Origin of the sequence: Pseudomonas sp. B37(2017) (assembly GCF_002112885.1) — a bacterium.
Taxonomy (GTDB): domain Bacteria; phylum Pseudomonadota; class Gammaproteobacteria; order Pseudomonadales; family Pseudomonadaceae; genus Aquipseudomonas; species Aquipseudomonas paraglycinae.
In genome coordinates, this window is sequence record NZ_NEIX01000005.1 from 15,822 (window position 1) to 40,815 (window position 24,994).

The window sequence follows — 24,994 nt, forward strand, 5'->3', positions numbered from 1 at the left end:
CTGACCATGTCGCGTCCACTGAAAGTCGTCGCCCTGTCCGGCGGAACCTGGCGTCCGTCCCGCACCCTGGTGCTGACCCAGGCCCTGCTGGCCGAATTGTCCGGGCACCTGCTGGTCGAGAGTCACCTGATCGAACTGGGTGACATCGCCCGCCCACTCGGCGCCGCACTGTCCCGTCAAGAACTGCCGGCCGAGATCGAAGCCGAACTGCAGGCCATCGAACAGGCTGATCTGCTGATCGTCGCCGCGCCGGTCTATCGCGGCTCCTATCCGGGACTGCTCAAGCATTTGTTCGACCTGATCGACCTGAATGCGCTGATCGACACGCCTGTGCTGCTCGCCGCCACTGGTGGCAGCGAACGCCACGCGTTGGTCCTCGATCACCAGTTGCGCCCACTGTTCAGTTTCTTCCAGGCCGTGACCCTGCCGATCGGCGTGTACGCCACCGAAGCCGATTTCGCCGACTACCAGATCACCAGCGAACCGCTCAAGGCGCGCATCCGCCTGGCCGCCGAACGCGCCGCGCCGCTGTTTGGCACTCACATCAAACCGTTGCTGAAGATCGCTTAAGGAGCTGTTCATGGATGTTTTCTGGTTCCTGCCGACCCACGGCGACGGTCACTATCTGGGCACCACCCAAGGCGCGCGCCCGGTCACCCTCAATTACCTGAAACAGGTGGCGCAAGCCGCCGACAGCCTCGGTTACCACGGCGTGCTGATTCCCACCGGCCGTTCCTGCGAGGATTCGTGGGTGATCGCCTCGGCGCTGGTGCCGCTGACCGAACGCCTGCGTTATCTGGTGGCGATCCGTCCGGGGATCATCTCGCCGACCGTCTCGGCGCGCATGGCCGCGACCCTCGATCGACTGTCCAACGGCCGCTTGCTGATCAACGTCGTGACCGGCGGTGATCCCGACGAAAACCGTGGCGACGGCAGTTTCCTCAGCCACAGCGAACGCTACGAAGTCACCGACGAATTCCTCAAGATCTGGCGTCGCGTGTTGCAAGGCGAAGCGGTGGATTTCGAAGGCAAACATCTGAAAGTACAGAACGCCAAGGCGCTGTATCCACCGGTGCAGAAACCCTATCCGCCGCTGTACTTCGGCGGTTCCTCCGACGCAGCCCACGATCTGGCCGCCGAGCAGGTCGACGTGTACCTGACCTGGGGTGAACCACCGGCCGCCGTCGCCGAAAAACTCGCCGATGTGCGCGAACGCGCCGCCCGTCACGGACGCAAGGTGAAGTTCGGCATTCGCCTGCACGTGATCGTGCGCGAGACCGCCGAAGAAGCCTGGAAAGCCGCCGACAAACTGATCGAACACATCAGCGACGAAACCATCGAGGCCGCGCAGAAATCCTTTTCGCGTTTCGACTCCGAGGGCCAGCGGCGCATGGCTGCTTTGCACGACGGGCGCCGCGACAACCTGGAAATCGCCCCCAATCTGTGGGCCGGCGTCGGCCTGGTGCGCGGCGGTGCCGGCACCGCGCTGGTCGGCGATCCGCAGCAAGTGGCGGCGCGAATCAAGGAGTACGCGGATCTGGGCATCGAGAGCTTCATCTTCTCCGGTTATCCGCATCTGGAAGAGGCCTACCGCTTTGCCGAGCTGGTGTTCCCGCTGCTGCCCGAGCCGTACGCGAGCCTGGCTGGACGCGGTGTCACCAACCTCACCGGGCCGTTCGGCGAAATGATCGCCAACGATGTTCTGCCCGCCAAAGCCAACGCCTGAGGAAGACCGAGTGACTGCCAAACCGCAAAGCACCCTGCTCTCCCCGTTGCAGACCGCCCGCCAACTGGCCGCCGAATTTGCCCTGACCGCCGTCGAGCGCGACGAACGCGGCGGCACGCCGAAAGCCGAACGCGACGCCCTGCGCGACAGCGGGCTGCTGGCCCTGAGCATTCCCACCCGTTACGGCGGCCTCGGCGCGCGCTGGAGCGAAACCCTGGAAGTCGTGCGCGAGTTCGCCAAGGTCGACAGCTCGATCGCCCACGTCTTCGGCTTTCATCATTTGATGCTCGCCACCGTCCGGTTGTTTTCCCGCCCGGAACAATGGCAGCCGTGGTTCGAACAGACCGCGCGGCAGAACTGGTTCTGGGGCAACGCGCTCAATCCGCTGGACACCCGCACCGTGGTCAAGGATCTGGGTGGCTGGCGCGAGTTTTCCGGCAAGAAGAGCTTCTGCTCCGGCGCCAGCGATTCACAGATGCTGATTGCCTCGGCGGTGGACGAAAGCAACGGCGGAAAACTGCTGATCGCGGCGATCCCCAGCGGCCGCAGCGGCATCACCCTGCACAACGACTGGAACAACATCGGCCAGCGCCAGACCGACAGCGGCAGCGCCACGTTCGAACGGGTGCGGGTCGAAGAATCGGAACTGTTGCTGGATCCGGGCCCGTTGAGCACACCGTTCGCCTGTTTGCGCCCGTTGATTGCACAACTGACGTTCACCCACATGTTTCTCGGCATCGCCGAAGGGGCGTTCGAAGAGGCGCGGCAATACACCCTGAGTGAAACCCGCGTCTGGCACAAATCCTCGGTGCGCGAGGTGCGTGAAGATCCTTATGTGCTGGCGCATTACGGCGAGTTCTGGGTCGCCCTCGAAGGCATCCGGTTGTTGGTGGAACGCGCCGCTGCGTTGCTCGACGAGGCCTGGGCCAAAGGCCCGAACCTCAGCGCCGAAGAACGCGGTCACCTCGCCACGGCGATTGCCACCGCCAAGGTCGCCGCCAGTCGTCAGGGCCTGGAGATTTGCAGCCGATTGTTCGAAGTCACCGGCGCCCGTTCGACCCACGCGTCGCTACGTCTCGACCGACACTGGCGCAACCTGCGCACGCAAACCTTGCACGACCCGCTGGATTACAAACTCCACGAGCTGGGCGACTGGGCGCTGAACCAGTCCCTGCCGGTGCCGACGTTCTATTCCTGATTTCCTTTCGTGGAGCGAGACCCATGCAACTGCTGACCCTGCCGCCCTCACCCGCCCTGGCCACTTCGATTCGCGCCACTGCCCAGGTGTTCGAAGACCCGAAATCCCAGGCCCTGCTCGCGCATCTGCAACAGGTCGCGCCGAGCGAAGCCAGCGTGCTGATCATCGGCGAAACCGGCACCGGCAAAGAGTTGGTAGCGCGGCACATCCACAACCTGAGCAACCGGCGCAACCGGCCGTTCATTGCGGTGAACTGCGGGGCGTTTTCCGAATCGCTGGTGGAAGCCGAACTGTTCGGCCATGAAAAAGGCGCCTTCACCGGCGCCCTCAGCGCCAAGGCCGGATGGTTTGAAGAGGCGGATGGCGGCACCTTGTTCCTTGATGAAATCGGCGATCTGCCGATGGCCATTCAGGTCAAATTGCTGCGGGTGTTGCAGGAGCGTGAAGTGGTGCGCCTGGGTTCGCGCAAGAGCATTCCCATCGATGTGCGAGTGCTGGCGGCGACCAACGTGCAACTGGAGAAAGCCATCAACGCCGGGCATTTCCGCGAGGATCTGTATTACCGGCTGAACGTGGTCAATCTGGAGCTGAGCCCGTTGCGCGATCGGCCCGGCGACATCCTGCCGCTGACCCGGCATTTCATCGAGGCCTACAGTCAGCGCCTGGGCTACGGACGCATCACCATCAGCCCCGGCGCCGAGCACAAGCTGCGCGGCTACAGTTGGCCGGGCAACATCCGCGAACTGGAAAACGTCATCCATCACACGCTGTTGATCTGCCGTAACGGCGTGATCGAACGCGACGATCTGCGCCTGTCGAACCTGCGCATCGACCGTCCGGACGATCAGCACGCGACCGCCGACGACTCACCGGAAGCGCTGCTGGAACGCGCCTTCCAGAAACTCTTCGAGCAACAGGCCGGCGCCCTGCATGAAAAAGTCGAAGACGCGTTGCTGCGCGCGGCTTATCGCTTCTGCCATTACAACCAGGTGCACACTGCGTCCCTGCTCGGCCTGAGCCGCAACGTCACCCGCACGCGGCTGATCAAGATCGGCGAACTGGCGGTGAACAAGCGGCGACCCACGGAAAACCTGCAAGGCGAGCGCTTGATCCAGCTGTCGATCTAGCCAACCAGTTGGCAGTGCAAGCCGTCGTCATGACTGCGGGCGATGCTGCTCAGCACCTGGAATGAACCGAAGGTCACGGTGCGCGCCTGATGGGTGCGGATCAGTTGCCAGAAATCCTGCTCGCCGGTTTCGAAACTCTGGAACGCCGCCTCCCCCGCCTCGCGGGACTGCCATTGCAGAAAGCTCAACACTCGCCGGCCATCGTCGCTGGCCTGGACGCTGGCGCTGACGAAACCGGCGTAACGCTGGGCCAGACGTTCAGTCTGCACCGCCAGCGCCGAGACCAGCGCCGGTTGCTGGCCGGGTTCGATTTCAAATTCGATCAATTGGGTAAAGCTGCGGTTTTTCGCTGGTGCTTGCATGACATCCCCACTCTGTCAGACGAATCTTGCGATTCGAAGGCCTGCAGGGTAAAACCTCGAGTTAACTAGAGGTCAAGGGGCAATTTGCAAATGGTCACTGCGGAAAATGTGCACAAGCAATTGACCGTCGGCGAAGTCGCGGCCCGCAGCGGTGTGGCGGTCACCGCCCTGCACTTTTATGAATCCAAAGGGTTGATCAAGAGCCAGCGCAATGCCGGCAACCAGCGGCGTTATCCACGGGAAGTACTGCGGCGGGTGGCGCTGATCAAGGTGGCGCAACGCCTGGGCATTCCGCTGGCAGAAATCGGCGAGGCGTTGAAACAGCTACCGGACAACCGCGCACCAACGGCGGCGGACTGGAAAGTGTTGTCGGAGCAGTGGCGGCGGGAGCTGGACGAGCGGATCAATCAGTTGATGCTGCTGCGGGATCGACTGACCGGTTGCATCGGCTGCGGATGCCTGTCGATGGAAGCCTGCCCGCTGCGCAATCAGGGCGATGTGCTGGGCGAGCAAGGGCCGGGGGCGCACTTTCTCGACGTACCCAAGTGAGGGTTCCCATGCCATGGGAACCCCCAATTCGATCCATCAGAAGCCCGGCGCAATCTGCCCTTTGTAGCGGGTCAGAATGAACTGACGCACTTCATCGGAATTCAACGCCTTGGCCAGTTTCTGCAGGCCCGGGTCGTTGATGTTGTCGGGACGTGCGACCAGAAACTCGATGTATAGACTCTTGCCCTTCTCGACGATCAGCGCGCTGTTGGTGTCGATCCCGGCTTCCAGCGCGTAGTTGGCGAACACGAACGCCAGGTCCACCTGACTCACCGAACGAGCCAGCAACGCGCCCTCCAGTTCACGGATTTTCAGGTGCTTGGGGTTTTCGACGATGTCGCGCTGGGTGGCCAGGGTGTTGCTCGGATCCTTGAGCTTGATCAGCCCCGCCTCGTGCAACAGCACCAAGGCGCGACCGGTGTTCACCGGGTCGTTGGGGATCGACACGCTGGCGCCGTCCTTCAGCTCCGAGATGTTCTTGATCTTGGTCGAGTAAGCACCGAACGGTTCGATGTGCACGCCGACCACCGGCACCAGATCGGTATGGCGAGTCTTGTTGAAATCATCGAGAAACGGCCGGTACTGGTAATAGTTGGCGTCGAGGTTTTTCAGCGCCAGTTGCTGGTTGGGCTGGATGAAGTCGGTAAAGACCTTGATGTCCAGATCCACACCTTCCCTGGCCAGGGTCGGTTTGACGAACTCGAGGATTTCCGCGTGCGGCACCGGGGTGGCACCGACGATCAGTTTTTCGTTGGCATGGGCGCCAAACGACAGAACGGCAGCCAGTACGGCCAGGGTCTTTTTCATGCTGTGCTCCAAGGCAGATTTGAGTGGCCGTCGTGGGGTGAACGTGGGGCCTTTATGGGTTGAACTTGTTTTGTCAGCGTCGGCTGTAGTGCGCCACCAGACGGTCGCCGGTCATTTGCAGGGCCTGCACCAGAATCAGCAGCAACACCACGGTGACCACCATCACGTCAGTCTGAAAGCGCTGATAGCCGTAGCGGATCGCCAGATCACCGAGCCCGCCGCCACCAATCACGCCGGCCATCGCCGTGTAATCCACCAGCACGATGGCGGTGACCGTGACTGCCGCCAGCAACCCGCCGCGGGCTTCCGGCAACAGGGTGTGGCGGATGATCTGCCAGGTGTTGGCGCCCATCGCCTGGGTCGCCTCGACCACGCCGCGATCGACTTCGCGCAATGCGGTTTCCACCAGTCGCGCAAAGAACGGTGTGCAACCGACCACCAGCGGCGGAATCGTTCCGGGCACGCCCAGCGAGGTGCCCACCAGCAACGTGGTCAGAGGAATCAGCACGATCAGCAAAATGATGAACGGCAGCGAACGCAGCATGTTCACGATCACCGACAGCACCCGGTACAGGCCGACGGTTTCATGCAACTGGCGCTTGCCGGTGAGGAACAGCAGCAACCCCAGCGGCAAGCCCAGCAACACCGTGAACAGCAGCGCCGCGCCGAGCATGCTCAGGGTGTCGAGACAGGCCTGAGCGATGTCGGCCCAGTAAATGTGTTTGAACCATTCGGCCATGATCAGGACCAGTCGTGGCGCGGTGGTTTGACCCCGTTGAGCAGCCAGTTGCCGACCACGTGGTATTTCCAGCGCACTGGGTCATGCAGGGTATGGACCCGAGCGTTGCGCCAGTGGCGGTCGAAGTTGTGCTTCTTCAGGGTCGAGCGGGTACCGCCGAGTTCGAACAGCTTGTTGCTGGCCTCGATGGCGATTTCGGTGGTCAGCACTTTGGCCTTGGCCACGGCCAGGGACGCCAGCGCGACGTTGTCTTCATCCGGTGCCGGACGTGCAGCGTCGAGCGCCCAACCCGCGCGTTCGAGCAAGGCTTCGGCGGCTTCCAGGCGGATTTCCAGCGCGCCGATCTGAATGATCGTCAGCGGATCTTCACTGGCCTTTTCCACACCCGCATCGATCCACGGTCGGGCGAACTGGCGGACAAATTCCACGGTATCGCGCAAGGCTGCCCGGGCGATGCCGGCGTCGATGGCGGCGGTGGTCAACTGGGCGAACGGCCCGGCCAGGGTCGGGTTCTCGTAGGAACGGTACGTCGGAAACAGATTGAATGGCGCCACTTGCAGATTTTCCGCCAGCACCGTGCCGCTGGAGGTAGTGCGCTGGCCGATGCTGTCCCAATCATCAACGATCACCAGCCCTTTCGTGCCGCGCTCGACAAAGGCCAGCTGGCCCTTCTGTTCTTCATCCAGCGCCAGCACCGCCAGCCAGTGGGCGTAGAGCGAACCGGTGCAGTAGCCCTTGCGACCGTTGATCACGAAACCGTCGCCATAACGGCGGAGGGTCGCCTGAATGTCCTGCACATTCTTGCCGCCGGTTTCCGACAGCGCGTTGGCGAAACGATGACCTTGCAGCGCCAGCTCAAAGAAATGCGCCTGCTGCGCCGGGGTGCCTTGCAGGCGGATGTCTTCGAGCAGGCAGTAATGGTTTTGCGGGATCTGCCCGAGCGACGGATCGGCGGCGGAAATGATCGCAATCACCTGCGCCAGCACCGCACAGGACACCTGCGCGCCGCCGTATTCCTTCGGCACGGTGATGCCCCACAGGCCACTGTTGGAATACAGATCGACGATCTCGGCGGGCACTTCGCGGCTGCGGTCACGCTCGGCGGCGTGTTCCTGCAAGACGGCGGCGACCTGCGCGGCCACGCGCAAGGCTTCAACGTCGTCGGCGATCCGGTGGGCGGCCGGCGGGTTGATCGGATAAACGGCAGATTCAGACATGGATGACTCTCGGTATCGGTGTTGTACCGGGTCATTGCAGCTTCTGTGCCTGACCGACAGGCCTTGTCTTTCGGGGGTTACAGCGGATTTTCAGGGTATCTGACGATGAAAAACCCGCGCATTCTGTTGCTTCACTGTCGATGGCTGAACAGTGCGGTGGCTGCTCGTCGGGTAGTCGTTCAGGGCGATGGTACGGATCTATAGTTGAGCGACCGGCAACCCCGGCGAAGGCACACCTTCAACCTCTAATAAAAACCAGGCAACAAATAACAGGGAGTACCGCCATGAGCGTCAAACCCATTCCCGAGGGGTATCACAGCATTACCCCGTACCTCGGCATTCACAAAGCTGCCGAAGCCATCGACTTCTATAAGAAGGCGTTCGGTGCCACCGAAGTCATGCGCCTGAGCATGCCCGACGGCGGCATCGGCCACGCCGAACTGCGCATCGGTGACAGCGCGATCATGCTCGGCTCGCCGTGCGATCAAGGGCCGTTGAGCAATCCGGACAAAGCCGTTTCGGTCGGTTTGCATCTGTACGTGACCGATGTCGACAAATCTTTTCAGCGCGCACTGGATGCCGGCGCTACCTCGGTATCAGAGGTCAAGGATCAGTTCTACGGCGACCGCAGCGGGACGTTGAAAGATCCGTATGGGCATCTGTGGTTCCTCGCCACGCGCAAGGAGGATCTGACACAAGAGCAGATCGAGCAGCGGGCGAAGGAGATGTTTCAGCAGGGTTAGCAACGCCGAGTGTCCATTCCCGCGCAGCGCGCGGGGATGGGCGAACACGATTCATGAACCGTCGAACCACGCTTCACGTCTTGTCATGAACGCCCGGCGATTTCAGGATGCAGGCCACTCGCCTGAATAAAGGATCACCCGATGTTTGCCGGATTCGTCAAAGACCAGCGCCACGTCAACGGTGTGGACATCAGCTACCGCCTCAAAGGCAGCGGCCCGGGCCTGCTGCTGTTGCACGGGCACCCGCAGACCCACGTCATCTGGCACAAGATCGCCGAACAACTGGCGGAGCACTTCACGGTGATCGCCGCCGACCTGCGCGGTTATGGCGACAGCAGCCGACCGCCGGCCGATGAGCGGCACACCAACTATTCCAAACGCGAAATGGCCCGCGACGGCGTGGAATTGATGAAAGCGCTGGGCTTCACGCAGTTCTCGATCCTTGCCCATGACCGTGGCGCGCGGGTCGCCCATCGCCTGGCGCTCGATCATCCCGCCGTCGTACAGCGCATGGTTCTGCTCGACATCGCGCCGACGCTGGCGATGTACAGCCAGACCAATGAAGCCTTCGCCCGGGCCTACTGGCACTGGTTCTTCCTGATCCGCCCGGCGCCGTTGCCGGAAACCCTGATCGAAGCCGATCCCGAAGGTTACCTGCGCAGTGTCATGGGCAGCCGCAGCGCCGGGCTCGCGCCCTTCACCGACGAGGCCTTCAGCGAATACCGGCGTTGCCTGGAACGTCCCGGCAGTGCTCGGGGGATCTGCGAGGACTACCGCGCCAGTGCCGGCATCGACCTGGAACATGATCGCGCCGATCTCGCGGCCGGTCGTCACCTGAACCTGCCGCTGCTGGTGCTGTGGGGCGCCGAGGGCACGGTCGGTCGCTGCTTCGATCCGCTCAAGGAATGGCAACAGGTTGCCACCGACGTACGGGGCGAGGCTTTGCCTGCCGGGCATTACCTCGCCGAAGAAGTCCCTGAGTTGTTGCTCAACGAAGTGCTCGACTTTCTCCGCTGATTCCCCCTCCTTCAATCCGACGGCATGTGCCGTCGGACTGCTTCGCCTCCCCCGCAGAAATCTGCCCACGCGACAGCAACATGCAATCGCGAAACATTTACTTTCATATCGTTTATCGGGATTTGCTTCGGTCATCCGTCTTATAGAGATGCGGGCTGGTCGCGTAGGCAAAAGCCACGACCGGCCTTTCAGGGGAACCCCGTGCTGCGAAGCCCGTAGTACCGCCCCCTCACTCTGAATCAAGACTTGTCATCATGTCGAAGAAATCCCGCTCGAAACTGTGGTTCCTGGTACACAGCTGGCTGGCGTTGCCGATCTGGTTTTTCGTGCTGATCGTCTGCGTCACCGGCACCCTGGCGGTGGTCAGCCAGGAAATCGTCTGGCTGGCCAACCCGCAGATGCGCGCCAGCGCGCCGTCGGACGATGCGCCGCTGCTCAGCTACGACCAGATCATCGCAGCCATCAAGAAAGCCGAGCCGCAAACGGTCGTGCAAGAGATCGACCGCCCCGATGAATCGCACTTTGCCCTCGATGTCCGCGTGAGCTACCCCGACGGGCGCTCGCTGACGGTCTACGTCAACCCGTACACGGGCGTCATTCAGGGCGAAGCCCCGGCGTTCAATTTCAAAGGTTTCACCCGCGCCCTGCATGGCTGGTGGCTGGTGCCCTTCACCAATGGCTACAGCTGGGGCTGGTACCTGGTGTCGATCCTCGGCCTGCCCATGCTCGCCTCGCTGGTGACCGGGCTGGTGGTGTACAAGCGCTTCTGGAAAGGCTTTTTCAGCCCGACCTTGCGATTTCGCCACGGCGCGCGGATTTTCTGGGGCGATTTCCACCGCCTCAGCGGCATCTGGTCGATCTGGTTCATTGCGGTGATTTCGATTACCGGCACCTGGTTCCTGATTCAGGCGCTGCTGGCCGACAACCACATTTCCATCTCGAGCGAACCGGTGATTCCGGCCATGTCCCGTGAGAGCGTGCCCCTCTCGGCGGACGGTTCGCCGGCCCCGCAGATCAGCCTCGATCGCGCGATCGAGATCGCCCAGCAGAAAATCCCCGGGCTGGAAACCAGCTATGTCAGCCTGCCGGGCAACGCCTACAGCCACCTCGATATCGGGGGGCGCGGCTGGTATCCGTTGATGTATCAGCGCGCGACGATCAATCCGTACAACGGCGAAATCGCTGCCTCGCGCCTGCTGTCCGACCGGACTTCGCTGGAGTTCGTCACCGAATCCATGCGGCCGTTGCACACCGGTGACTTCGGCGGGTTGTGGATCAAGTTGATCTGGTTCTTCTTCGGGCTGTTGCTGAGCATGATGGTGCTCAGCGGACTGCTGATCTGGACCAAACGCACCGCATTGGCCACCGCCAACGCCCTCAAGCGCGAGCACAAGAAGCAACGCGTCAAGGCGCAACCGGCCCTGAACCGTGAACCGTCGGAGGTCAACCCGTGAGCCAGTCCAACGTTGCAAACCGTCCTTCACGCCTGAGCCTGTTCTGGCACAAGTGGCGCTTCCACATCAACGTGTTGCTGCTGTTGATCCCGCTGGGCTTCATGCCCCGGTACTTTGCGGACCAGTCTCTGTTTCGCGGCGACACTGGCCTGGGCGAACGCGAAGTCGGAGAAGTCCAGGTCGGCCCCTGGAGCCTGCGCATGGCCGAATTCCGTGACGAGGCGCCCCGCCCCGCCGGGCCTGCCGGCCACATGAAAAGCTTCAATGTCGCGTTGTGTGATGCCTGCATCGATCAGGTCAAGGCCACCTACCTGCGCATCGGCAAACCGCGAAGCCTGCGCGCCGCCGGGGTGATCTTCTTCGGCACGCCGTATCGCATGGGCACCCAGTTGCCGATTCCGGAAAAGACCCGAACCGACGCCGAACTGTGGATCACCATGGAAGGCTGGGACGGCAGCATGCATCAGGCCTCGATCCCCCTGAGCCAGGCCTCCCCCGCCACCATCGCCTGGCTGAACAAACAAGGAGCCAAACCATGACTCTCGCCCGACGCTTTTCCCGCCTGCGCCTGAGCAGCCTGATGCTGGTGCTGTGTGCCGGTTTCAGCGCCAGCGCCCTGGCCCACAACCCGATGTGCGAGTGCAAGGCCATCGACGCCGAGCAGATCAAATGCACCGGCGGCTTCTCCGACGGTAGCGGCGCACCGGGGGTGACCCTCGATGTGATCGGCTACGACGAAACTATCCTCGTGCCGGGCAAGCTCGGCGCCGATTCGACCCTGACGTTCAAGAAACCCGGCGCCGAGTTCTACGTGCTGTTCGACGCAGGTCCCGGTCACGTGGTCGAAATCGACCAAGCGGATATCGAAGCCCCATGACCACGCCGACTACCCAGGTTGTACGCCCGGCCGGTGCCGGGCACGAAACCCTCAATGTGCTGTTGATGTGCCTGTTGATCCTCGCGGTCGCCGGTTCCGTGGTGGCGTGGCGCGGGGTGTCCCACGAACCCGAACCGGTTTCCAGCCATCAGCTCGATGCCCGTCGCGACCTCGGCGCCAGCGAGCAAGGCATCTACGCCGACCTGCGAGTAACCCTCGACGAAATCCACCTGCTGCGCGAAGAACAGCAAAAGCTGCCAACCCCGCAGAACCTGGCGGATGAAGGTTTCGCGCCGTTCGCCCAGGACGCCAGTTCCGTGAGTCGTGGTGGTCATGCCTGGCAGTTGCTGGCCGACCGCGCCTACTTCGGCCACAGCCAGGCACCGGCCGTGGCCGGTTCGTTTCTGATGCGCCTGAACGCAGCCGATGACGCCGCGCCGGACATCTGGCTCAACCGCGCCACCGACCTGCAAGCGCCGGCAGACCTGTCCGACGCAGCGCTGTCCGCCGCCGGCTGGAAACAGATCGTCGCGCAATTCGATGCCGGGGTGACCCGCGAACATCGTCATTGAACCCTCGCCTTCATTCGAGAGAAGACCGCTTGCCCATGCCTAGTTCATCTCAACGCCGTCCTTTCCTGCGCCTGCTGCTGATCGGCCTGTGCGCCTGCCTGCTGAGCCCGCTGGCCAGCGCCGATCAGGCCAAACGCCTGCGCATCGGCATTACCCTGCATCCGTATTACAGTTATGTGGCGAACATCGTCGGCGACAAGGCCGAGGTCGTGCCGCTGATTCCCGCCGGCTTCAACCCGCACGCCTACGAGCCGCGCGCCGAAGACATCAAGCGTATCAGCGGGCTGGACGTGATCGTGCTCAACGGCGTCGGTCATGACGACTTCGCCGACCGCATGATCGCCGCCAGCGAAACGCCGAACATCAAGACCATCGAAGCCAACGAAAACGTGCCGTTGCTGGCCGCCACCGGGGTTGCCGCGCGCGGTGCCGGCAAAGTGGTGAACCCACACACGTTCCTGTCGATCAGCGCCTCGATTGCCCAGGTCAACAACATCGCCCGGGAACTGGGCAAGCTCGACCCGGACAATGCCAAGACCTACACCCAGAACGCCCGCGCCTATGGCAAACGCCTGCGGCAGATGCGCGCCGACGCCCTGGCCAAACTGACCCAGGCGCCGAACGCCGAACTGCGAGTGGCCACGGTGCACGCCGCCTATGACTACCTGCTGCGCGAATTCGGTCTGGAAGTCACCGCCGTGGTCGAGCCGGCCCACGGCATCGAGCCGAGTCCGAGCCAGTTGAAGAAAACCATCGACCAACTGCGCGAGCTGGACGTGAAAGTGATCTTCTCCGAGATGGATTTCCCGTCCACCTACGTCGAAACCATCCAGCGTGAGTCCGGTGTGAAGCTGTACCCGCTGTCGCACATTTCCTACGGCGAATACACCGCCGACAAGTACGAAAAGGAAATGACCGGCAACCTCAACACCGTGGTTCGGGCGATTCAGGAGTCCGGCGCATGACGGCTCAGGAAAACCTCTCAATCACCCATAACGGCCCGACCCTGGATTTCGCGGACGTCAGCCTGACCCTCGGCCGCACGACGATCCTCGACAAAGTCACCTTCCAGGTGCAGCCCGGCAGCGTGCACGCGCTGGTCGGCCCCAACGGCGGCGGCAAGAGCTCGCTGATCAAAACCCTGCTCGGGCAGATGCCCCATCAGGGCCGGCTCAGCCTGCAATGGCCCGGCGAACCCGGCACCATCGGTTACGTGCCGCAGGCGCTGGAGTTCGATCGGGGTCTGCCGATGACCGTCGATGATTTCATGGCCGCCATGTGTCAGCGTCGCCCGGCCTTCCTCGGCTTGAGCAAACGCTACGCCGGCGCCATCGGTGATGCGCTGGAGCGAGTCGGCATGCAGGACAAGCGCAAGCGCCGGATGGGTGCGCTGTCCGGTGGCGAACGCCAGCGGGTACTGCTTGCTCAGGGACTGATTCCAGCGCCGCAATTGCTGGTGCTGGATGAACCGATGTCGGCCCTCGACGAAGCCGGGATCCAGGTGTTCGAACGCCTGCTCGGCGACTGGCGTGCGGCGGGCATCACGGTGCTGTGGATCGAGCACGATCTGGAAGCGGTCGGGCGACTGGCCAATCGCGTCACCGGCCTCAACCGCCGCGTGCTGTTCGACGCCTCGCCGCAACAGGCCCTGACCCCGGAACGCCTGCTGACCCTGTTCTCGACCCATCCACGGAGCGCTGCCTGATGAGTTACGAAGCCTTTCGTTTGATGGTGCAAGGCTGGGCCTCCTCCGGTTACTTGCCGGAAGCCCTGGCCTACGGGTTTGTGGTCAATGCGCTGCTGGCCGGTCTGCTGATCGGCCCGGTGCTCGGTGGCCTCGGCACGCTGGTGGTGGTCAAGCGCTTCGCGTTTTTCTCAGAGGCGGTGGGTCACGCGGCGTTGACCGGCGTGGCCATCGGCATTCTGCTCGGCGAACCCTACACCGGCCCGTACGGCAGCCTGTTCGGCTACTGCCTGTTGTTCGGCATTTTGCTCAACTACCTGCGCAACCGCACCGGCCTGGCACCCGACACATTGATTGGCGTGTTCCTGTCGGTGTCTCTCGCTTTGGGCGCCAGCCTGCTGCTGATTCTGGCGGGAAAGATCAACGTGCACATTCTGGAAAACGTGTTGTTCGGCTCGGTGCTGACGGTCAACGGTAACGATCTGCTGGTACTGGCGATAGTCGGCTCGCTAGTCATGGCGCTGGCCCTGCCGCTGTACAACCGCATCATGCTGGCCAGCTTCAATCCGCAACTGGCAGCGGTGCGCGGCGTCGCGGTGAAAACCCTGGATTACCTGTTCGTGATTCTGGTGACGCTGATCACCGTCGCCGCAGTAAAAGTCATCGGCGCGATTCTGGTCGGTGCGCTGCTGGTGATTCCGGCGGCGGCAGCGCGTCTGCTCAGCCAGTCGCTCAAAGGCTTTTTCTGGTGTTCAGTGCTGATTGCCACGGTCAGTACGCTGTGCGGGATTCTCGCGCCGATCGTGTTCGACCTGCCGATTCCGTCCGGCGCCGCGATCATTCTGGTCGCCGGTATCGCCTTCGCCCTCGCCGCGATTGCCCGGGGCGTCGTCCCCAGTCTGAAAGGGAACCTTGGATAAATGGCTTTTTCATTGCGACAACTGACCCTGGCCATCGCCCTCAGCGGCGCGGTTTCCAGCCCTCTGCTGGCTGCCGAGAAACCGCTGCGGGTGCTGGCCTCGTTGCCCATCACTTATGGTCTGGGCGAAGTCCTGCTCAAGGGCACTGACATCAGCCTCGAGCGCGCGGCGCCGGCGAATCTGCCGGGCAGTCGCCAGACCGCCTACTTCACCGGGCGCGGCGCCCCGGCGCTGAGCAAACTGGCCACCGGCGCCGATGCGGTGATCGGCGTACGCTCGCTATGGACCGACGATCCGCTGTACCCGATCGCCCGCCGCAGCAACATCCGCATCGTCGAAGTCGACGCTGCCCGCCCGGTGGACGGCGCCCTGCCCGGCATTGCCGTGCAACCGGGGCTCAAGGTCGACGGTTTGAACAGCCAGCCGTGGTTGGCGAGCAACAACATGGGGCGCATGGCCGACGTGATGGCGGCGGACCTGGTGCGCCTGGCGCCGAAGGACAAACCGAAAATCGAGGCCAATCTGGCGGCACTGAAGCAGCGCCTGCTGAAACTCAGTGCCGACAGCGAGGCGCGTCTGGCCAGTGCCGACAACCTGAGCGTAATGAGCCTGAGCGATCACTTCGGTTACCTGATCGGCAGCCTGAATCTGGAATTGATCGGTCAGGACGCGCGACCGGATGCCGAGTGGACGCCGGAAGATCTGAAAAAACTCACCGCCACCCTGAAAGACAATGACGTGGCAGTGGTGCTGCACCATCGACAGCCGTCGGACGCGGTGAAAGCGGCGATTACCGAATCGGGCAGTCATCTGCTGGTGCTCAGCACCGATGCGGCGGATCCGGTGGCAGAGCTGGAAGGCAATGTGGATGTGCTGCTCAAGGGCCTGGCCGGCGCCTGAGGAGAAGTGATCGTTCCCACGCTCTGCGTGGGAATGCAGCCCGGGACGCTCCGCGTCCCTTCCGAAGCGGACGCGGAGCGTCCAATGAGGCATTCCCACGCAGAGCGTGGGAACGATCATCAAGGCCGATCTTTCGGACATGAAAAACCCGCTGACTGTTTCCAGTCCAGCGGGTTTCTTTTTGCCTGAAGACTTACTGTGCAGCCGCTTGCGCTTCCATTTTCTGGCGCAGGCTCAGCGGGCGCATATCGGTCCAGACTTCTTCGATGTAGGCCAGGCATTCCTTTTTCAGGCCACTCTTGCCGACGGTGCGCCAGCCTTCCGGCACGGCCTTGTAGTCCGGCCAGATCGAGTACTGCTCTTCGTGGTTGACCACGACTTGAAAGAGGATGTCCTCGCGGTCGAATACTGACGTCATGCTGTGTCTCCATCGCTGTAAGGGTGGGCTGCACGACGGGTGCAGCCGGGTATGTAGAAAGAACGTTCGACGTGGCGAAAAATTTACAGGCCGGCGGTCGCAGCGCTCAACGCTCGACCGAAGATCTCGGCGACGCGGTCGACTTCAGCGGCGGTGATCACCAGCGGCGGCAGGAATCGCACCACCGCACCATGCCTCCCGCCCAGCTCCAGAATCAGCCCGCGCTTGAGGCATTCACGCTGAACCAGCGGCGCCAGACGCGCAAACGCCGGTGGATGGCCGAGTGCGTCCGGCGTGCCGTTCGGATCGACCAGCTCGACACCGAGCATCAGGCCACGTCCGCGAATGTCGCCCAGTTGCGGGAAATCACGCTGCAGGATGTGCAGGTGCTCGCTCAGGCGTTCGCCCATGGCAGCGGCGTGTTCGCAGACTTTGTGCTCGACCAGGTAACGCATCACGGCAGAGCCGGCGGCCATCGCCATCTGGTTGCCACGGAACGTACCGGCGTGGGCGCCCGGCTGCCAGGTGTCGAGCCAGTCGCGATAGACCACCACCGCCAGCGGCAGGCTGCCGCCGATGGCTTTGGACAGCACCACCACGTCCGGAGTGATGCCGGCGTGTTCGAAGGCAAACATCTTGCCGGTACGGGCGAAGCCGCTCTGGATTTCGTCGATGATCAGTGCCACGCCAGCCTTTTCGGTGATACGACGCAGACCACGCAGCCACTCGATGTCCGCCGGGATCACACCGCCCTCACCCTGCACCGCTTCGACGATCACCGCTGCCGGCAATTGCACGCCGGCCTCGGGATCATTGAGCAGGTTTTCCAGGTAGCTCAGATTAGCCTTCACCCCCGCCGCGCCACCGAGGCCGAACGGGCAGCGGTAGTCGTACGGGAACGGCATGAATTGCACGCCGTTGCTGAGCAGCGCACCCAGCGGCTTTTTCGGCCCCAGGCTGCCCATCAGGCTCAAGGCCCCCTGGCTCATGCCGTGGTAACCGCCGGAGAACGACAGCACGGTGCTGCGCCCGGTGGCGGTGCGCACCAGTTTCAGCGCAGCTTCCACGGCGTCGGTGCCGGTCGGGCCGCAGAACTGGATTTTCGCTTCCTTGGACAGCGCAGGTGGCAGCAGACCGAACAGGTCCTGAACGAATTGATCTTTCACCGGTGTGGTCAGGTCGAGGGTATGCAGTGGCAGCCCGTCGGCCAGCACCTGCTGGATCGCTTCGATCACCACCGGGTGGTTATGCCCCAGCGCCAGAGTGCCAGCACCGGCCAGGCAATCGATGAAGGTACGACCTTCGACGTCTTCGACGTACAGACCTTTGGCACGTTTGAGTGCCAGGGGAATGCGCCGCGGGTAGCTGCGGGCATTGGATTCCTGCTGGCTCTGACGGGCCAGCAACGGCGATTCATTGAACTGATACAGCGTTTCAGCCGGCGCGGAGGCGATCCGGGCCGACGCTTCTTCGATAAGGCTGGTGGCGACTGACATCTCTCGACCCCTCAATACGCTATGGATAGTGACCAAAACTGCACACCGGGCAGGTGCGCGTTCCGGTCGCGGGGCGCACATGCTGGTTTTCCTGTTCTGGAAACGCACCAGCGTGTCGAGGATTTACACCCTTGATCGAATGTCAGGCCGACAATGCCAGCGGCTTGTGCATCGGCAGGCTTAAAACGCCGTGATGCGTGAAGGCAGACGCCGCTTCGCGATACCCCAGGCGCCGGTAGAACGCCTCGCCGGTGCGCGTGCTGGCGAGCATGACGCAAGGCCGGCCACGAACCCGCAGCCAACCCTCGAGATCGCCCATCAGCGCGCGGCCCGCGCCCCGGCGAAACCACTCCGGCTGCACATGACAGAACGTGATTTCGCCATTGGCTGCGGCCATGCCGACCCCGACCGGCTTATCGTGAAGAAGCGCGATATTCAGATAGAGATGCGGATCAGCGAGCCAGCCGCTGATGTGTTCCGCCGATTGTCGGCGAACCCAGCGGTCGACCAATTGGGGATCGTTGCGATGGTCAAGCGCGCAACCGACGCGGATCGAGCGTTCGAGAATCCGGCTGATGAGGCCGGCGTCGGCGGAGGTGGCGGGACAGATGTGGATGGGTGCTTCCATGGCGCTGTTTCCCTCAATCCATTGAGTCAAAGGCTGGGGCGACAATAACGTCGCGGCCGGCGGATGACTAATGGAGAGAGGTTACATTTGATGTGCCTGGCAAATGTCAGACCGGTTGCAGCGGCATGGTCAGCTCTACCCGCAGACCATCCGGGCGGCTGTCGAAATGCAGGGTGCAGGCGCAGCGTTGAACGATGGCCTGGACAATCGCCAGCCCCAATCCGCAGCCGGTGCTCTGGCCGTTGCGCCAGAAGCGCTGGGTCAGATGTTGCAGATCGTCCGGGGCAATGCCCGGCCCGTGATCACGCACCACGAAACGCACGCGATTGGCGGTGGTTTCCAGGCTCAGCTCCACCGCGCCGTCGGTCGGGGTATGACGCAGGGCGTTATCCAGCAGGTTGCGCAAGGCTGCGATCGACAGCACTGCCGGCATTTGCAGGGGCGCACCGGATACGTGTTCAGGCAGGTGCAGCCTGATCCGCTGGCGCTGGTCGCTGGCCGAATCCTGAATCGCCAGTTTCGCCACCTGTTCGGCACTGCATTGCACACCGTCGTCGAACGACAGACTGCCCTCGACCCGGGCCAGCAACAGCAATTGTTCGAGGGTCCGGTGCAGACGGTCGGCGCCCTCCTCGGCCCGGGCCAGGGACTGATCGCGGGCGTTGCCTTCGGTCATGCGCGCCACTTGCAGGTGGGTCTTGATCGCCGTCAGCGGGCTGCGCAATTCATGGGCAGCATCGCCGGTCAGGCGACGTTCGCGTTCGATGGTCTTGCCGATGCGCTGGAACAGTTGATTCTGGGTTTCGAGCAGCGGTTTCAGCTCGCTGGGGAAAGACTGCAACTGCAACGGCTCGAGCGAATCCGCGTTGCGACGCATCAAGGCTTCACGCAAGCGATTGAGCGGCGCCAGGCCCTGCCCGATCCCCAGCCACAACAGGCACAGGCAGCCGAGCAGCGCCACGCCCACCGGCACCGAGGCCGCCAGCAGGATCGACATGTTCAGGGCTTCGCGCTCGATTACCCGGTCGGCGGTGGTGATTCGCACATCGCCTCGGGCCAGGGTGAAGCTGCGCCATGGCGCGCCATCGATCATCTGATCGTGGAAGCCCATCTTCTGGGCTTCCAGCGCCTGTTCCGGATTGTTGTGGCTGCGGGCGAGGATTTCCCCGCGCAGCGAACTGACCTGACAGGCCATGCCGCCGGGAATGTTCAGTTGCTCGGCGCTGAAGTGAGTGCCTTCGCCTTTGCTCGGGATGGCCGGCAGTTGTTCCAGCAGCCCGGCGACCATCCGCGCCGACGCCACCAGCCGCTGGTCGAGGGAAAACATCATCTGGTTGCGCAAGTCGCTGAGCATCCAGGCAGCCGCCAGTGCCCAGATCAGCGCGAACGCGGCGCCGAGGGTCAGGCTCAGGCGCAGGCGCAGACTCATCACTTGTCAGGTTCTCCACCATCGGCCGGGCCGAGGCGATAGCCCAGACCGCGCACGGTTTCGACGATGCCTTTACCCAGTTTGCTGCGCAGGTGATGGATGTGCACGTTGAGTGCGTTGCTCTCCAGTTCATCGTTGAAACCGTAGACGCTGTCCTTCAACTGCTCGGTGGACAGCACCCGGCCACGGTTGTGCAGCAAGGCCTGCAGTAGGGATTGTTCGCGACGGGACAGGTCGACCGAACGGCCCGCCAGCGTGGTTTCCCGACTGCTCGGGTCGTAGGTCAGCGCGCCGTGTTCGATCAGGTTGACGCTGCGCCCGGCTACCCGGCGCAACAGGGTTTGCAGACGGGCGAACAATTCACGCAGGTCGAACGGCTTGAGCAGGTAGTCGTCGGCACCGGACTGCAAACCGTCGACACGGTCGGTGACCGAGTCCCGCGCGGTAAGGATCAGTACCGGAATCTCCAGGCCCTGCTGGCGCAGTTGCTGCAGCAGTTTGAGGCCATCTTCGTCCGGCAGGCCAAGATCGAGCACCATCACGTCGAATTCGGCAACCTTGAGGATCGCCCGCGCCTTGGAGGCGGTGTTGACGTGCTCGACCGTCAGGCCTTGCGCCGTCAGCCCGGCGACGATCCCGCTGGCGATCAACTCATCGTCTTCGCAAACCAGTACGTGCATGGGAGCTCCATGAGAAAAAACGCGATTCAAGCAGGAGAGGATTAAGCGGCAATTATGGACACTGCCCGCGCCAAGGAAAAGCACGATCCCGACGTATACGACCACGGGCGAGGTCTTTCTCAACGCCAATTACTGCAACGACAACTAACAAGTTAACAGGCAACAACTTGCCCCCCCAATGTCACAAACAGCAATCACTAAATCAGTGCACAACCACTATTTATCGATATAACCTCCAACTGCAAAATATACAAACATCAAATCAAACAACTGTCATTCTTCAGAAGCAAACATCAAATGTCCAAACTTAACAACTTCGTCGCCATCGACTGGCGCTCCGGCCCTGACCGGATTTACTTCTTCTTCAAAGATACTGATCAATTCTCCCGTTACAACAATGGCGATGAAAAAGTACCCAACGAATATCCAAAACCGATCAAGGGAAACTGGCCAGGTTTCGATGCCTATGCCAAGCACCTGCGCTTCGGATTTACGCAAACAAGGGCAGGCGACAAGGACATTGCCTGGTTGTTCTTCTACAACGGTGATCGCCCGTGGGTGTGCGCCTATGACCAGGACAATGACAAGGCTGATGCCTTTTACGATCTATCCAACTCTCTCTGGACGCCGATCCTGCCTTACTTCGACAGAATCGTTGCCGGCACCTGGCTGGAAGCCATCGGACACAAGTACGAGTTTCTTTTCCTGTTGAATGACGGAACTCGTCTGACATTCCACACTGTGACGCAAAAAATCAATCACCAAGCCAATGCAATACTGCCCGGACTTGCACCTTATAAAGATCGCCTTGTTACTGCGGCGCAGATTGATCCGACGTTCAGCGATAATCTCTGGTGCATCTTCCTGACCAATGACCAGTTTGTGGTTTTCAATATGCAAAAAGGCGCAGTCGAGGGAGGTGTGCGCAATGTCAGTGGCACATTCGCCGGGTTAACCCGCGGTCTCTGATTCCCTCATTCGTTTGCAATGCTGCAGCGTCTCGCAGGTTCGACGCATGGATAACTCCGGTTAATCATCGGTTAATCGCCGCCCGCCACTGTGCCCCTCAATTGCACAGGGACAAGGCTCCTCCATGCGTCATTTTTTTCTATTGTTTGCACTGTTGATTTCGAGTCTGGCCCAGGCAGGTAATGATCCCTTTGCATCAAAACCGGAGTTCTTGCCGGTCGACAAGGCGTTCGTACTGACCTCGGAACGTCTGGATTCCGGTGAGACCCAGCTGTTCTGGCAAATTGCCGACGGTTATTACCTGTATCAGAAGCGTCTGAAGTTCGACGGGCTGGCGACGCAAAACGTGCCGGCCCTGCCCGAAGGCGAGTCCCACAGCGACGAGTATTTCGGCGAACAGCCGGTTTATCGCCAGGGCCTCGAGCTGAAAATCCCGGCAGCCGCACAGGGCCAGATCAAGGTCAGTTATCAGGGCTGCGCCGATGCCGGTCTTTGCTATCCACCGCAAACCCGAGTGATCGATCTCGGCGGCAAAGCCGCAGCAACGACAGATGAAGCGCCGGATCAGGCACTGGCCAGCGGTCTGCAACAGCATTCGCTGGGCTGGAGCCTGCTGGTGTTCTTCGGCCTAGGCCTGCTGCTGGCGTTTGCCCCGTGTTCGTTGCCGATGTTGCCGATTCTGGCGGGCATGGTGGTGGGCAGCGGCGCCACGCCACGTCGCGGTTTCGCGCTGGCCGGCAGTTATGTGGTTTGCATGGCGCTGGTGTATGCGGCGATGGGCGTCATCGCCGCGCTGCTGGGGGCCAACCTGCAGGCGTGGTTGCAGAACCCGTGGCTGCTCGGGACGTTCGCGGCGGTGTTTGTAGTTCTGGCGCTGCCGATGTTCGGCTTCTTCGAGCTGCAATTGCCGGTGGCCTTGCGGGATCGACTGGAACATGCCTCGCGCAGTCAGCGCGGCGGCAGTCTGATCGGCGCGGGCGTATTGGGCGCACTGTCCGGTCTGCTGGTCGGCCCGTGCATGACCGCACCGCTGGCGGGCGCCCTGCTCTACATCGCGCAAAGCGGCAATGCGCTGCATGGTGGTTTGATTCTGTTTGCGCTCGGGATTGGCATCGGCGTACCGCTGTTGTTGCTGGTGACCGTCGGCAATCGCTTCCTGCCCAAGCCCGGCGCGTGGATGAACCTGCTCAAGGGCGTGTTCGGTTTCCTGTTCCTTGCCACCGCGCTGCTGATGCTGCGACCGGTGCTGGATCCGTCGCTGTGGCTGGGTCTGTGCGGCGCACTGCTATTGATCGCCGCTTACAGTGCCTGGAAACAGTCCGACGGCTTCGGTCGCGTGGCTCACCTGTTCGGTGCCGGTTCGCTGTTGCTGGGCTTGTGGGGCAGTCTGCTGGTGGTCGGTGCGGCAGGCGGCAGTGACGATCCGTATCAGCCGTTGCAGGTGTACAGCGCCGGCCGCATCGGATCTGCGGCGCCCAGCGGCCACGAAGCCTTCACGACGATCAAGGATCCCGCTGCCCTGCAACGCGAGCTCGACACCGCCAAAGCGCAGGGCCAGTGGGTGTTGCTCGATTACTACGCCGACTGGTGCACGTCGTGCAAAGTCATGGAAAAACAGGTGTTCGGCCAGGCGCGGGTGATGCAGGCCCTGAGCGATGTGCGCTTGCTCCGACTCGACGTCACCGCCGACAATGCCGCCAGCCGCGAACTGCTCGGCCGTTATAAAGTGCCGGGGCCACCGAGTTTCGTGTGGATCGGCGCCGACGGCGAAGAGCGCCGCAGCCAGCGCATCACCGGCGAGGTCGATGCCGATACTTTTCTGCAACGCTGGACCACCACCCGAGACGCCCGTTAATGCTGACCTTCACCCTCGGCACCTTTGCCATCGCACTCAACCACTTGCTGCTGATTAGCGCGCTGGCGCTGGCGACCTTCGTCGGCTGGCGGGTGGCCAAGCGCGGCGGTGACAACCCCGAGTCGGCGCTGTTCAGCCTGTTTCTGCTCGGCATGCTGGCGGCGCGCATTGCGTTTGTCGCTGTGTACTGGGGCCACTATCGCAATGATCTGTGGCAGATCATCGATCTGCGCGACGGCGGTTTTCTCGCCTGGCCGGGGGTGATCGTGCTGTTGCTGGCGGCGCTGTATCGCGGCTGGCGCCGGCCGGGCTTGCGTCGCCCGCTGGGGTTCGGCGTGGTCAGCGGCGTGGCGTTCTGGGTGCTGGCGACCCTGTCGCTGAACATCTACGAGCAAGGCACACGCCTGCCGGACATCACCCTGCGCAACGCCGCCGGGGAAACCGTGAAACTCACCGACTATCAGGGCGGGCCGCTGGTGATCAACCTGTGGGCCACCTGGTGCCCGCCGTGCCGCCGGGAAATGCCGGTGCTGGAAAACGCCCAGCAACAACGCCCGGACCTGACGTTCCTGTTCGTCAACCAGGCCGAAAGCATGCAAAGCGTCGCCACGTTTCTCGAAACCCAGGGCTTGAGCCTGAACAACGTGCTGTTCGACCGCAGCGGACGCCTCGGCCAGGCCGTGGGTTCCATGGCCCTGCCGACTACGCTGTTCTATAGCCCGGACGGTCGCCTGCTGGGCAGCCATCTGGGCGAGTTGTCGAACGCCAGCCTGGCCCGCGCCTTGGAAAACTTCGACACCCCGGGTTCCAGCCCGAACCCGGCCACCACTTCTTCAAGGAAACTGCCATGCCCCGCCTCCGCCACCTGCTGACGCTGACCATGAGCGCAGCCCTGCTGCACTTGCCGTCGGTCCAGGCTGCTGAAGAACTGCCTGAAGCGATCAAGAAGATCGAAGCCAAGGGCGCGAAAATCGTCGGCCAGTTCGACGCGCCGGACGGCTTGCGCGGTTACGCCGCGCAATACCAGAACCGCGGCATGGCGCTGTACCTGACGCCGGACGGCAAGCACGTGCTGCTGGGCAATCTGTACGACGCCGACGGCAACGACCTGAGCAGCGCGCCGCTGCAAAAACTGGTGTACGCGCCAATGGCCAAGGAAGTCTGGGCCAAGTTCGAAGCGAGCAACTGGATTCAGGACGGCAACAAGGATGCGCCGCGCACCGTGTACCTGTTCAGTGATCCGAACTGCCCGTATTGCAACATGTTCTGGGAACAGGCCCGCCCATGGGTCAAGGCCGGCAAGGTGCAGTTGCGGCATATCATGGTCGGCATCATCCGCGAAGACAGCCCGGCCAAATCCGCCGCCCTGCTCGCCGCCAAGGACCCGAGCAAAGCCCTGGAGGATCATGAGAAGGCCGGCAAGGCCAGCACCCTCAAGGCCTTGAAGGACATTCCGGTCGCCGTGCAGACCAAACTTGCCGCGAACATGCAACTGATGGAAGACCTGGACTTGCAGGCCACCCCGGCGATCTTTTACATGGACGACAAGGGCGAACTGCAACAACAGCAAGGCGCGCCGACGCCGGACAAACTGGCGAAGATTCTCGGCCCGAAATAAAAAACGCCC

General features: G+C 62.5%; 28 protein-coding genes. 19 read left to right on the forward strand and 9 right to left on the reverse strand.

From position 1 onward, the window contains the following. The first annotated feature begins 6 nt into the window (after nucleotides 1-6). From msuE to CAF90_RS14350, 4 genes are read left to right on the forward strand one after another with little or no spacing between them, the layout of a single operon-like run. Nucleotides 7-570: an FMN reductase gene (gene msuE, locus CAF90_RS14335; RefSeq protein WP_085607464.1), complete on the forward strand. Its 564-nt coding sequence runs from the start codon at nucleotides 7-9 to the stop codon at nucleotides 568-570. A 10-nt stretch (nucleotides 571-580) separates the two neighbouring features. Further along, on the forward strand, nucleotides 581-1,726 hold the full coding sequence (gene ssuD / locus CAF90_RS14340) for an FMNH2-dependent alkanesulfonate monooxygenase (protein ID WP_007955828.1): 1,146 nt from the start codon (nucleotides 581-583) through the stop codon (nucleotides 1,724-1,726). 10 nt (nucleotides 1,727-1,736) lie between these two features. After that, entirely contained in the window at nucleotides 1,737-2,924 is a 1,188-nt protein-coding gene (locus CAF90_RS14345) for an acyl-CoA dehydrogenase family protein (protein ID WP_007955826.1), read from the forward strand. A 23-nt stretch (nucleotides 2,925-2,947) separates the two neighbouring features. Continuing rightward, complete coding sequence (locus CAF90_RS14350; protein ID WP_007955824.1) at nucleotides 2,948-4,051, forward strand: sigma-54-dependent Fis family transcriptional regulator; 1,104 nt, start codon at nucleotides 2,948-2,950, stop codon at nucleotides 4,049-4,051. Here the strand turns inward: CAF90_RS14350 and CAF90_RS14355 are convergent. Continuing rightward, nucleotides 4,048-4,413, reverse strand: a complete 366-nt coding sequence (locus CAF90_RS14355) for an antibiotic biosynthesis monooxygenase (protein WP_007955823.1) — start codon at nucleotides 4,411-4,413, stop codon at nucleotides 4,048-4,050. The genes CAF90_RS14350 and CAF90_RS14355 overlap by 4 nt on opposite strands. 90 nt (nucleotides 4,414-4,503) lie before the next feature. On the opposite strand from CAF90_RS14355, the gene soxR reads away from it, so the two are divergent. After that, a complete protein-coding gene (soxR, locus tag CAF90_RS14360) occupies nucleotides 4,504-4,962 on the forward strand; it encodes a redox-sensitive transcriptional activator SoxR (protein WP_085607061.1) in 459 nt (152 codons plus the stop codon). 36 nt (nucleotides 4,963-4,998) lie between these two features. Here soxR and CAF90_RS14365 read toward each other — a convergent pair whose 3' ends face one another. The 3 genes from CAF90_RS14365 to CAF90_RS14375 form a co-directional block, all read right to left on the reverse strand. Continuing rightward, nucleotides 4,999-5,769, reverse strand: coding sequence for a MetQ/NlpA family ABC transporter substrate-binding protein (locus CAF90_RS14365; RefSeq protein ID WP_085607063.1), 771 nt, complete (start codon nucleotides 5,767-5,769; stop codon nucleotides 4,999-5,001). A 73-nt stretch (nucleotides 5,770-5,842) separates the two neighbouring features. Then, nucleotides 5,843-6,508: a methionine ABC transporter permease gene (locus tag CAF90_RS14370; protein ID WP_007955819.1), complete on the reverse strand. Its 666-nt coding sequence runs from the start codon at nucleotides 6,506-6,508 to the stop codon at nucleotides 5,843-5,845. A gap of 2 nt (nucleotides 6,509-6,510) precedes the next feature. Continuing rightward, nucleotides 6,511-7,725, reverse strand: a complete 1,215-nt coding sequence (locus tag CAF90_RS14375) for an SfnB family sulfur acquisition oxidoreductase (RefSeq protein ID WP_085607065.1) — start codon at nucleotides 7,723-7,725, stop codon at nucleotides 6,511-6,513. A 284-nt stretch (nucleotides 7,726-8,009) separates the two neighbouring features. On the opposite strand from CAF90_RS14375, the gene CAF90_RS14380 reads away from it, so the two are divergent. The 10 genes from CAF90_RS14380 to CAF90_RS14425 all read left to right on the forward strand — a co-directional run bounded on the left by CAF90_RS14380 (nucleotide 8,010) and on the right by CAF90_RS14425 (nucleotide 15,892). Continuing rightward, nucleotides 8,010-8,468: a VOC family protein gene (locus CAF90_RS14380; RefSeq protein WP_085607067.1), complete on the forward strand. Its 459-nt coding sequence runs from the start codon at nucleotides 8,010-8,012 to the stop codon at nucleotides 8,466-8,468. A gap of 141 nt (nucleotides 8,469-8,609) precedes the next feature. Continuing rightward, nucleotides 8,610-9,485: an alpha/beta fold hydrolase gene (locus CAF90_RS14385; protein WP_085607069.1), complete on the forward strand. Its 876-nt coding sequence runs from the start codon at nucleotides 8,610-8,612 to the stop codon at nucleotides 9,483-9,485. Nucleotides 9,486-9,739: 254 nt separating this feature from the next. Continuing rightward, nucleotides 9,740-10,939 carry a PepSY domain-containing protein gene (locus CAF90_RS14390; protein ID WP_085607070.1) on the forward strand — a complete coding sequence of 400 codons (1,200 nt, stop codon included), beginning with the start codon at nucleotides 9,740-9,742 and terminating at the stop codon, nucleotides 10,937-10,939. Continuing rightward, entirely contained in the window at nucleotides 10,936-11,478 is a 543-nt protein-coding gene (locus CAF90_RS14395; protein ID WP_085607072.1) for a thiamine pyrophosphate-binding protein, read from the forward strand. The genes CAF90_RS14390 and CAF90_RS14395 overlap by 4 nt, the downstream gene beginning before the upstream one ends. After that, nucleotides 11,475-11,816, forward strand: coding sequence for a hypothetical protein (locus CAF90_RS14400; protein ID WP_007955813.1), 342 nt, complete (start codon nucleotides 11,475-11,477; stop codon nucleotides 11,814-11,816). The genes CAF90_RS14395 and CAF90_RS14400 overlap by 4 nt, the downstream gene beginning before the upstream one ends. Further along, nucleotides 11,813-12,388, forward strand: a complete 576-nt coding sequence (locus CAF90_RS14405; RefSeq protein WP_085607074.1) for a DUF6162 family protein — start codon at nucleotides 11,813-11,815, stop codon at nucleotides 12,386-12,388. The genes CAF90_RS14400 and CAF90_RS14405 overlap by 4 nt, the downstream gene beginning before the upstream one ends. A gap of 35 nt (nucleotides 12,389-12,423) precedes the next feature. Further along, nucleotides 12,424-13,353: a metal ABC transporter substrate-binding protein gene (locus tag CAF90_RS14410; RefSeq protein ID WP_064598220.1), complete on the forward strand. Its 930-nt coding sequence runs from the start codon at nucleotides 12,424-12,426 to the stop codon at nucleotides 13,351-13,353. Beyond that, nucleotides 13,350-14,093 carry a metal ABC transporter ATP-binding protein gene (locus CAF90_RS14415; protein ID WP_085607076.1) on the forward strand — a complete coding sequence of 248 codons (744 nt, stop codon included), beginning with the start codon at nucleotides 13,350-13,352 and terminating at the stop codon, nucleotides 14,091-14,093. The genes CAF90_RS14410 and CAF90_RS14415 overlap by 4 nt, the downstream gene beginning before the upstream one ends. Next, a complete protein-coding gene (locus tag CAF90_RS14420; RefSeq protein ID WP_003226663.1) occupies nucleotides 14,093-14,992 on the forward strand; it encodes a metal ABC transporter permease in 900 nt (299 codons plus the stop codon). Before CAF90_RS14415 ends, CAF90_RS14420 begins: the two co-directional genes overlap by 1 nt. Next, a complete protein-coding gene (locus CAF90_RS14425; protein WP_085607078.1) occupies nucleotides 14,993-15,892 on the forward strand; it encodes a metal ABC transporter solute-binding protein, Zn/Mn family in 900 nt (299 codons plus the stop codon). 193 nt (nucleotides 15,893-16,085) lie between these two features. Here the strand turns inward: CAF90_RS14425 and CAF90_RS14430 are convergent, their stop codons facing one another. From CAF90_RS14430 to CAF90_RS14450, 5 genes are all read right to left on the reverse strand, one after another. After that, nucleotides 16,086-16,310: an MbtH family protein gene (locus CAF90_RS14430; RefSeq protein ID WP_007917715.1), complete on the reverse strand. Its 225-nt coding sequence runs from the start codon at nucleotides 16,308-16,310 to the stop codon at nucleotides 16,086-16,088. Nucleotides 16,311-16,393: 83 nt separating this feature from the next. After that, complete coding sequence (locus tag CAF90_RS14435; protein ID WP_085607079.1) at nucleotides 16,394-17,806, reverse strand: aspartate aminotransferase family protein; 1,413 nt, start codon at nucleotides 17,804-17,806, stop codon at nucleotides 16,394-16,396. A gap of 142 nt (nucleotides 17,807-17,948) precedes the next feature. Continuing rightward, complete coding sequence (locus CAF90_RS14440; RefSeq protein ID WP_085607081.1) at nucleotides 17,949-18,434, reverse strand: GNAT family N-acetyltransferase; 486 nt, start codon at nucleotides 18,432-18,434, stop codon at nucleotides 17,949-17,951. A gap of 106 nt (nucleotides 18,435-18,540) precedes the next feature. Next, nucleotides 18,541-19,863, reverse strand: coding sequence for an ATP-binding protein (locus CAF90_RS14445; protein WP_085607083.1), 1,323 nt, complete (start codon nucleotides 19,861-19,863; stop codon nucleotides 18,541-18,543). After that, nucleotides 19,863-20,543, reverse strand: coding sequence for a response regulator (locus CAF90_RS14450; RefSeq protein WP_085607085.1), 681 nt, complete (start codon nucleotides 20,541-20,543; stop codon nucleotides 19,863-19,865). The genes CAF90_RS14445 and CAF90_RS14450 overlap by 1 nt, the downstream gene beginning before the upstream one ends. Before the next feature lie 297 nt (nucleotides 20,544-20,840). On the opposite strand from CAF90_RS14450, the gene CAF90_RS14455 reads away from it, so the two are divergent. The 4 genes from CAF90_RS14455 to dsbG all read left to right on the forward strand — a co-directional run bounded on the left by CAF90_RS14455 (nucleotide 20,841) and on the right by dsbG (nucleotide 24,985). After that, nucleotides 20,841-21,512, forward strand: a complete 672-nt coding sequence (locus tag CAF90_RS14455) for a hypothetical protein (protein ID WP_085607087.1) — start codon at nucleotides 20,841-20,843, stop codon at nucleotides 21,510-21,512. Nucleotides 21,513-21,636: 124 nt separating this feature from the next. Next, entirely contained in the window at nucleotides 21,637-23,367 is a 1,731-nt protein-coding gene (gene dsbD, locus CAF90_RS14460) for a protein-disulfide reductase DsbD (RefSeq protein WP_085607089.1), read from the forward strand. Beyond that, the gene (locus CAF90_RS14465) at nucleotides 23,367-24,239 is read left to right on the forward strand and encodes a TlpA disulfide reductase family protein (RefSeq protein ID WP_085607091.1); all 873 of its coding nucleotides are present in this window, start codon (nucleotides 23,367-23,369) and stop codon (nucleotides 24,237-24,239) included. The genes dsbD and CAF90_RS14465 overlap by 1 nt, the downstream gene beginning before the upstream one ends. Beyond that, nucleotides 24,215-24,985: a thiol:disulfide interchange protein DsbG gene (gene dsbG, locus CAF90_RS14470; RefSeq protein ID WP_007955786.1), complete on the forward strand. Its 771-nt coding sequence runs from the start codon at nucleotides 24,215-24,217 to the stop codon at nucleotides 24,983-24,985. Before CAF90_RS14465 ends, dsbG begins: the two co-directional genes overlap by 25 nt. Nucleotides 24,986-24,994: the final 9 nt, after the last annotated feature.

Coding starts and splice junctions, on each gene's coding strand:
- msuE (WP_085607464.1), top strand. CDS start 7: ATGTCGCGTCCACTGAAAGTCGTCGCCCTGTCCGGCGGAACCTGGCGT.
- ssuD (WP_007955828.1), top strand. CDS start 581: ATGGATGTTTTCTGGTTCCTGCCGACCCACGGCGACGGTCACTATCTG.
- CAF90_RS14350 (WP_007955824.1), top strand. CDS start 2,948: ATGCAACTGCTGACCCTGCCGCCCTCACCCGCCCTGGCCACTTCGATT.
- CAF90_RS14355 (WP_007955823.1), bottom strand. CDS start 4,413: ATGCAAGCACCAGCGAAAAACCGCAGCTTTACCCAATTGATCGAATTT.
- soxR (WP_085607061.1), top strand. CDS start 4,504: ATGGTCACTGCGGAAAATGTGCACAAGCAATTGACCGTCGGCGAAGTC.
- CAF90_RS14365 (WP_085607063.1), bottom strand. CDS start 5,769: ATGAAAAAGACCCTGGCCGTACTGGCTGCCGTTCTGTCGTTTGGCGCC.
- CAF90_RS14370 (WP_007955819.1), bottom strand. CDS start 6,508: ATGGCCGAATGGTTCAAACACATTTACTGGGCCGACATCGCTCAGGCC.
- CAF90_RS14375 (WP_085607065.1), bottom strand. CDS start 7,725: ATGTCTGAATCTGCCGTTTATCCGATCAACCCGCCGGCCGCCCACCGG.
- CAF90_RS14380 (WP_085607067.1), top strand. CDS start 8,010: ATGAGCGTCAAACCCATTCCCGAGGGGTATCACAGCATTACCCCGTAC.
- CAF90_RS14385 (WP_085607069.1), top strand. CDS start 8,610: ATGTTTGCCGGATTCGTCAAAGACCAGCGCCACGTCAACGGTGTGGAC.
- CAF90_RS14390 (WP_085607070.1), top strand. CDS start 9,740: ATGTCGAAGAAATCCCGCTCGAAACTGTGGTTCCTGGTACACAGCTGG.
- CAF90_RS14400 (WP_007955813.1), top strand. CDS start 11,475: ATGACTCTCGCCCGACGCTTTTCCCGCCTGCGCCTGAGCAGCCTGATG.
- CAF90_RS14405 (WP_085607074.1), top strand. CDS start 11,813: ATGACCACGCCGACTACCCAGGTTGTACGCCCGGCCGGTGCCGGGCAC.
- CAF90_RS14410 (WP_064598220.1), top strand. CDS start 12,424: ATGCCTAGTTCATCTCAACGCCGTCCTTTCCTGCGCCTGCTGCTGATC.
- CAF90_RS14415 (WP_085607076.1), top strand. CDS start 13,350: ATGACGGCTCAGGAAAACCTCTCAATCACCCATAACGGCCCGACCCTG.
- CAF90_RS14420 (WP_003226663.1), top strand. CDS start 14,093: ATGAGTTACGAAGCCTTTCGTTTGATGGTGCAAGGCTGGGCCTCCTCC.
- CAF90_RS14425 (WP_085607078.1), top strand. CDS start 14,993: ATGGCTTTTTCATTGCGACAACTGACCCTGGCCATCGCCCTCAGCGGC.
- CAF90_RS14430 (WP_007917715.1), bottom strand. CDS start 16,310: ATGACGTCAGTATTCGACCGCGAGGACATCCTCTTTCAAGTCGTGGTC.
- CAF90_RS14435 (WP_085607079.1), bottom strand. CDS start 17,806: ATGTCAGTCGCCACCAGCCTTATCGAAGAAGCGTCGGCCCGGATCGCC.
- CAF90_RS14440 (WP_085607081.1), bottom strand. CDS start 18,434: ATGGAAGCACCCATCCACATCTGTCCCGCCACCTCCGCCGACGCCGGC.
- CAF90_RS14445 (WP_085607083.1), bottom strand. CDS start 19,863: ATGAGTCTGCGCCTGCGCCTGAGCCTGACCCTCGGCGCCGCGTTCGCG.
- CAF90_RS14450 (WP_085607085.1), bottom strand. CDS start 20,543: ATGCACGTACTGGTTTGCGAAGACGATGAGTTGATCGCCAGCGGGATC.
- CAF90_RS14455 (WP_085607087.1), top strand. CDS start 20,841: ATGTCCAAACTTAACAACTTCGTCGCCATCGACTGGCGCTCCGGCCCT.
- dsbD (WP_085607089.1), top strand. CDS start 21,637: ATGCGTCATTTTTTTCTATTGTTTGCACTGTTGATTTCGAGTCTGGCC.
- CAF90_RS14465 (WP_085607091.1), top strand. CDS start 23,367: ATGCTGACCTTCACCCTCGGCACCTTTGCCATCGCACTCAACCACTTG.
- dsbG (WP_007955786.1), top strand. CDS start 24,215: ATGCCCCGCCTCCGCCACCTGCTGACGCTGACCATGAGCGCAGCCCTG.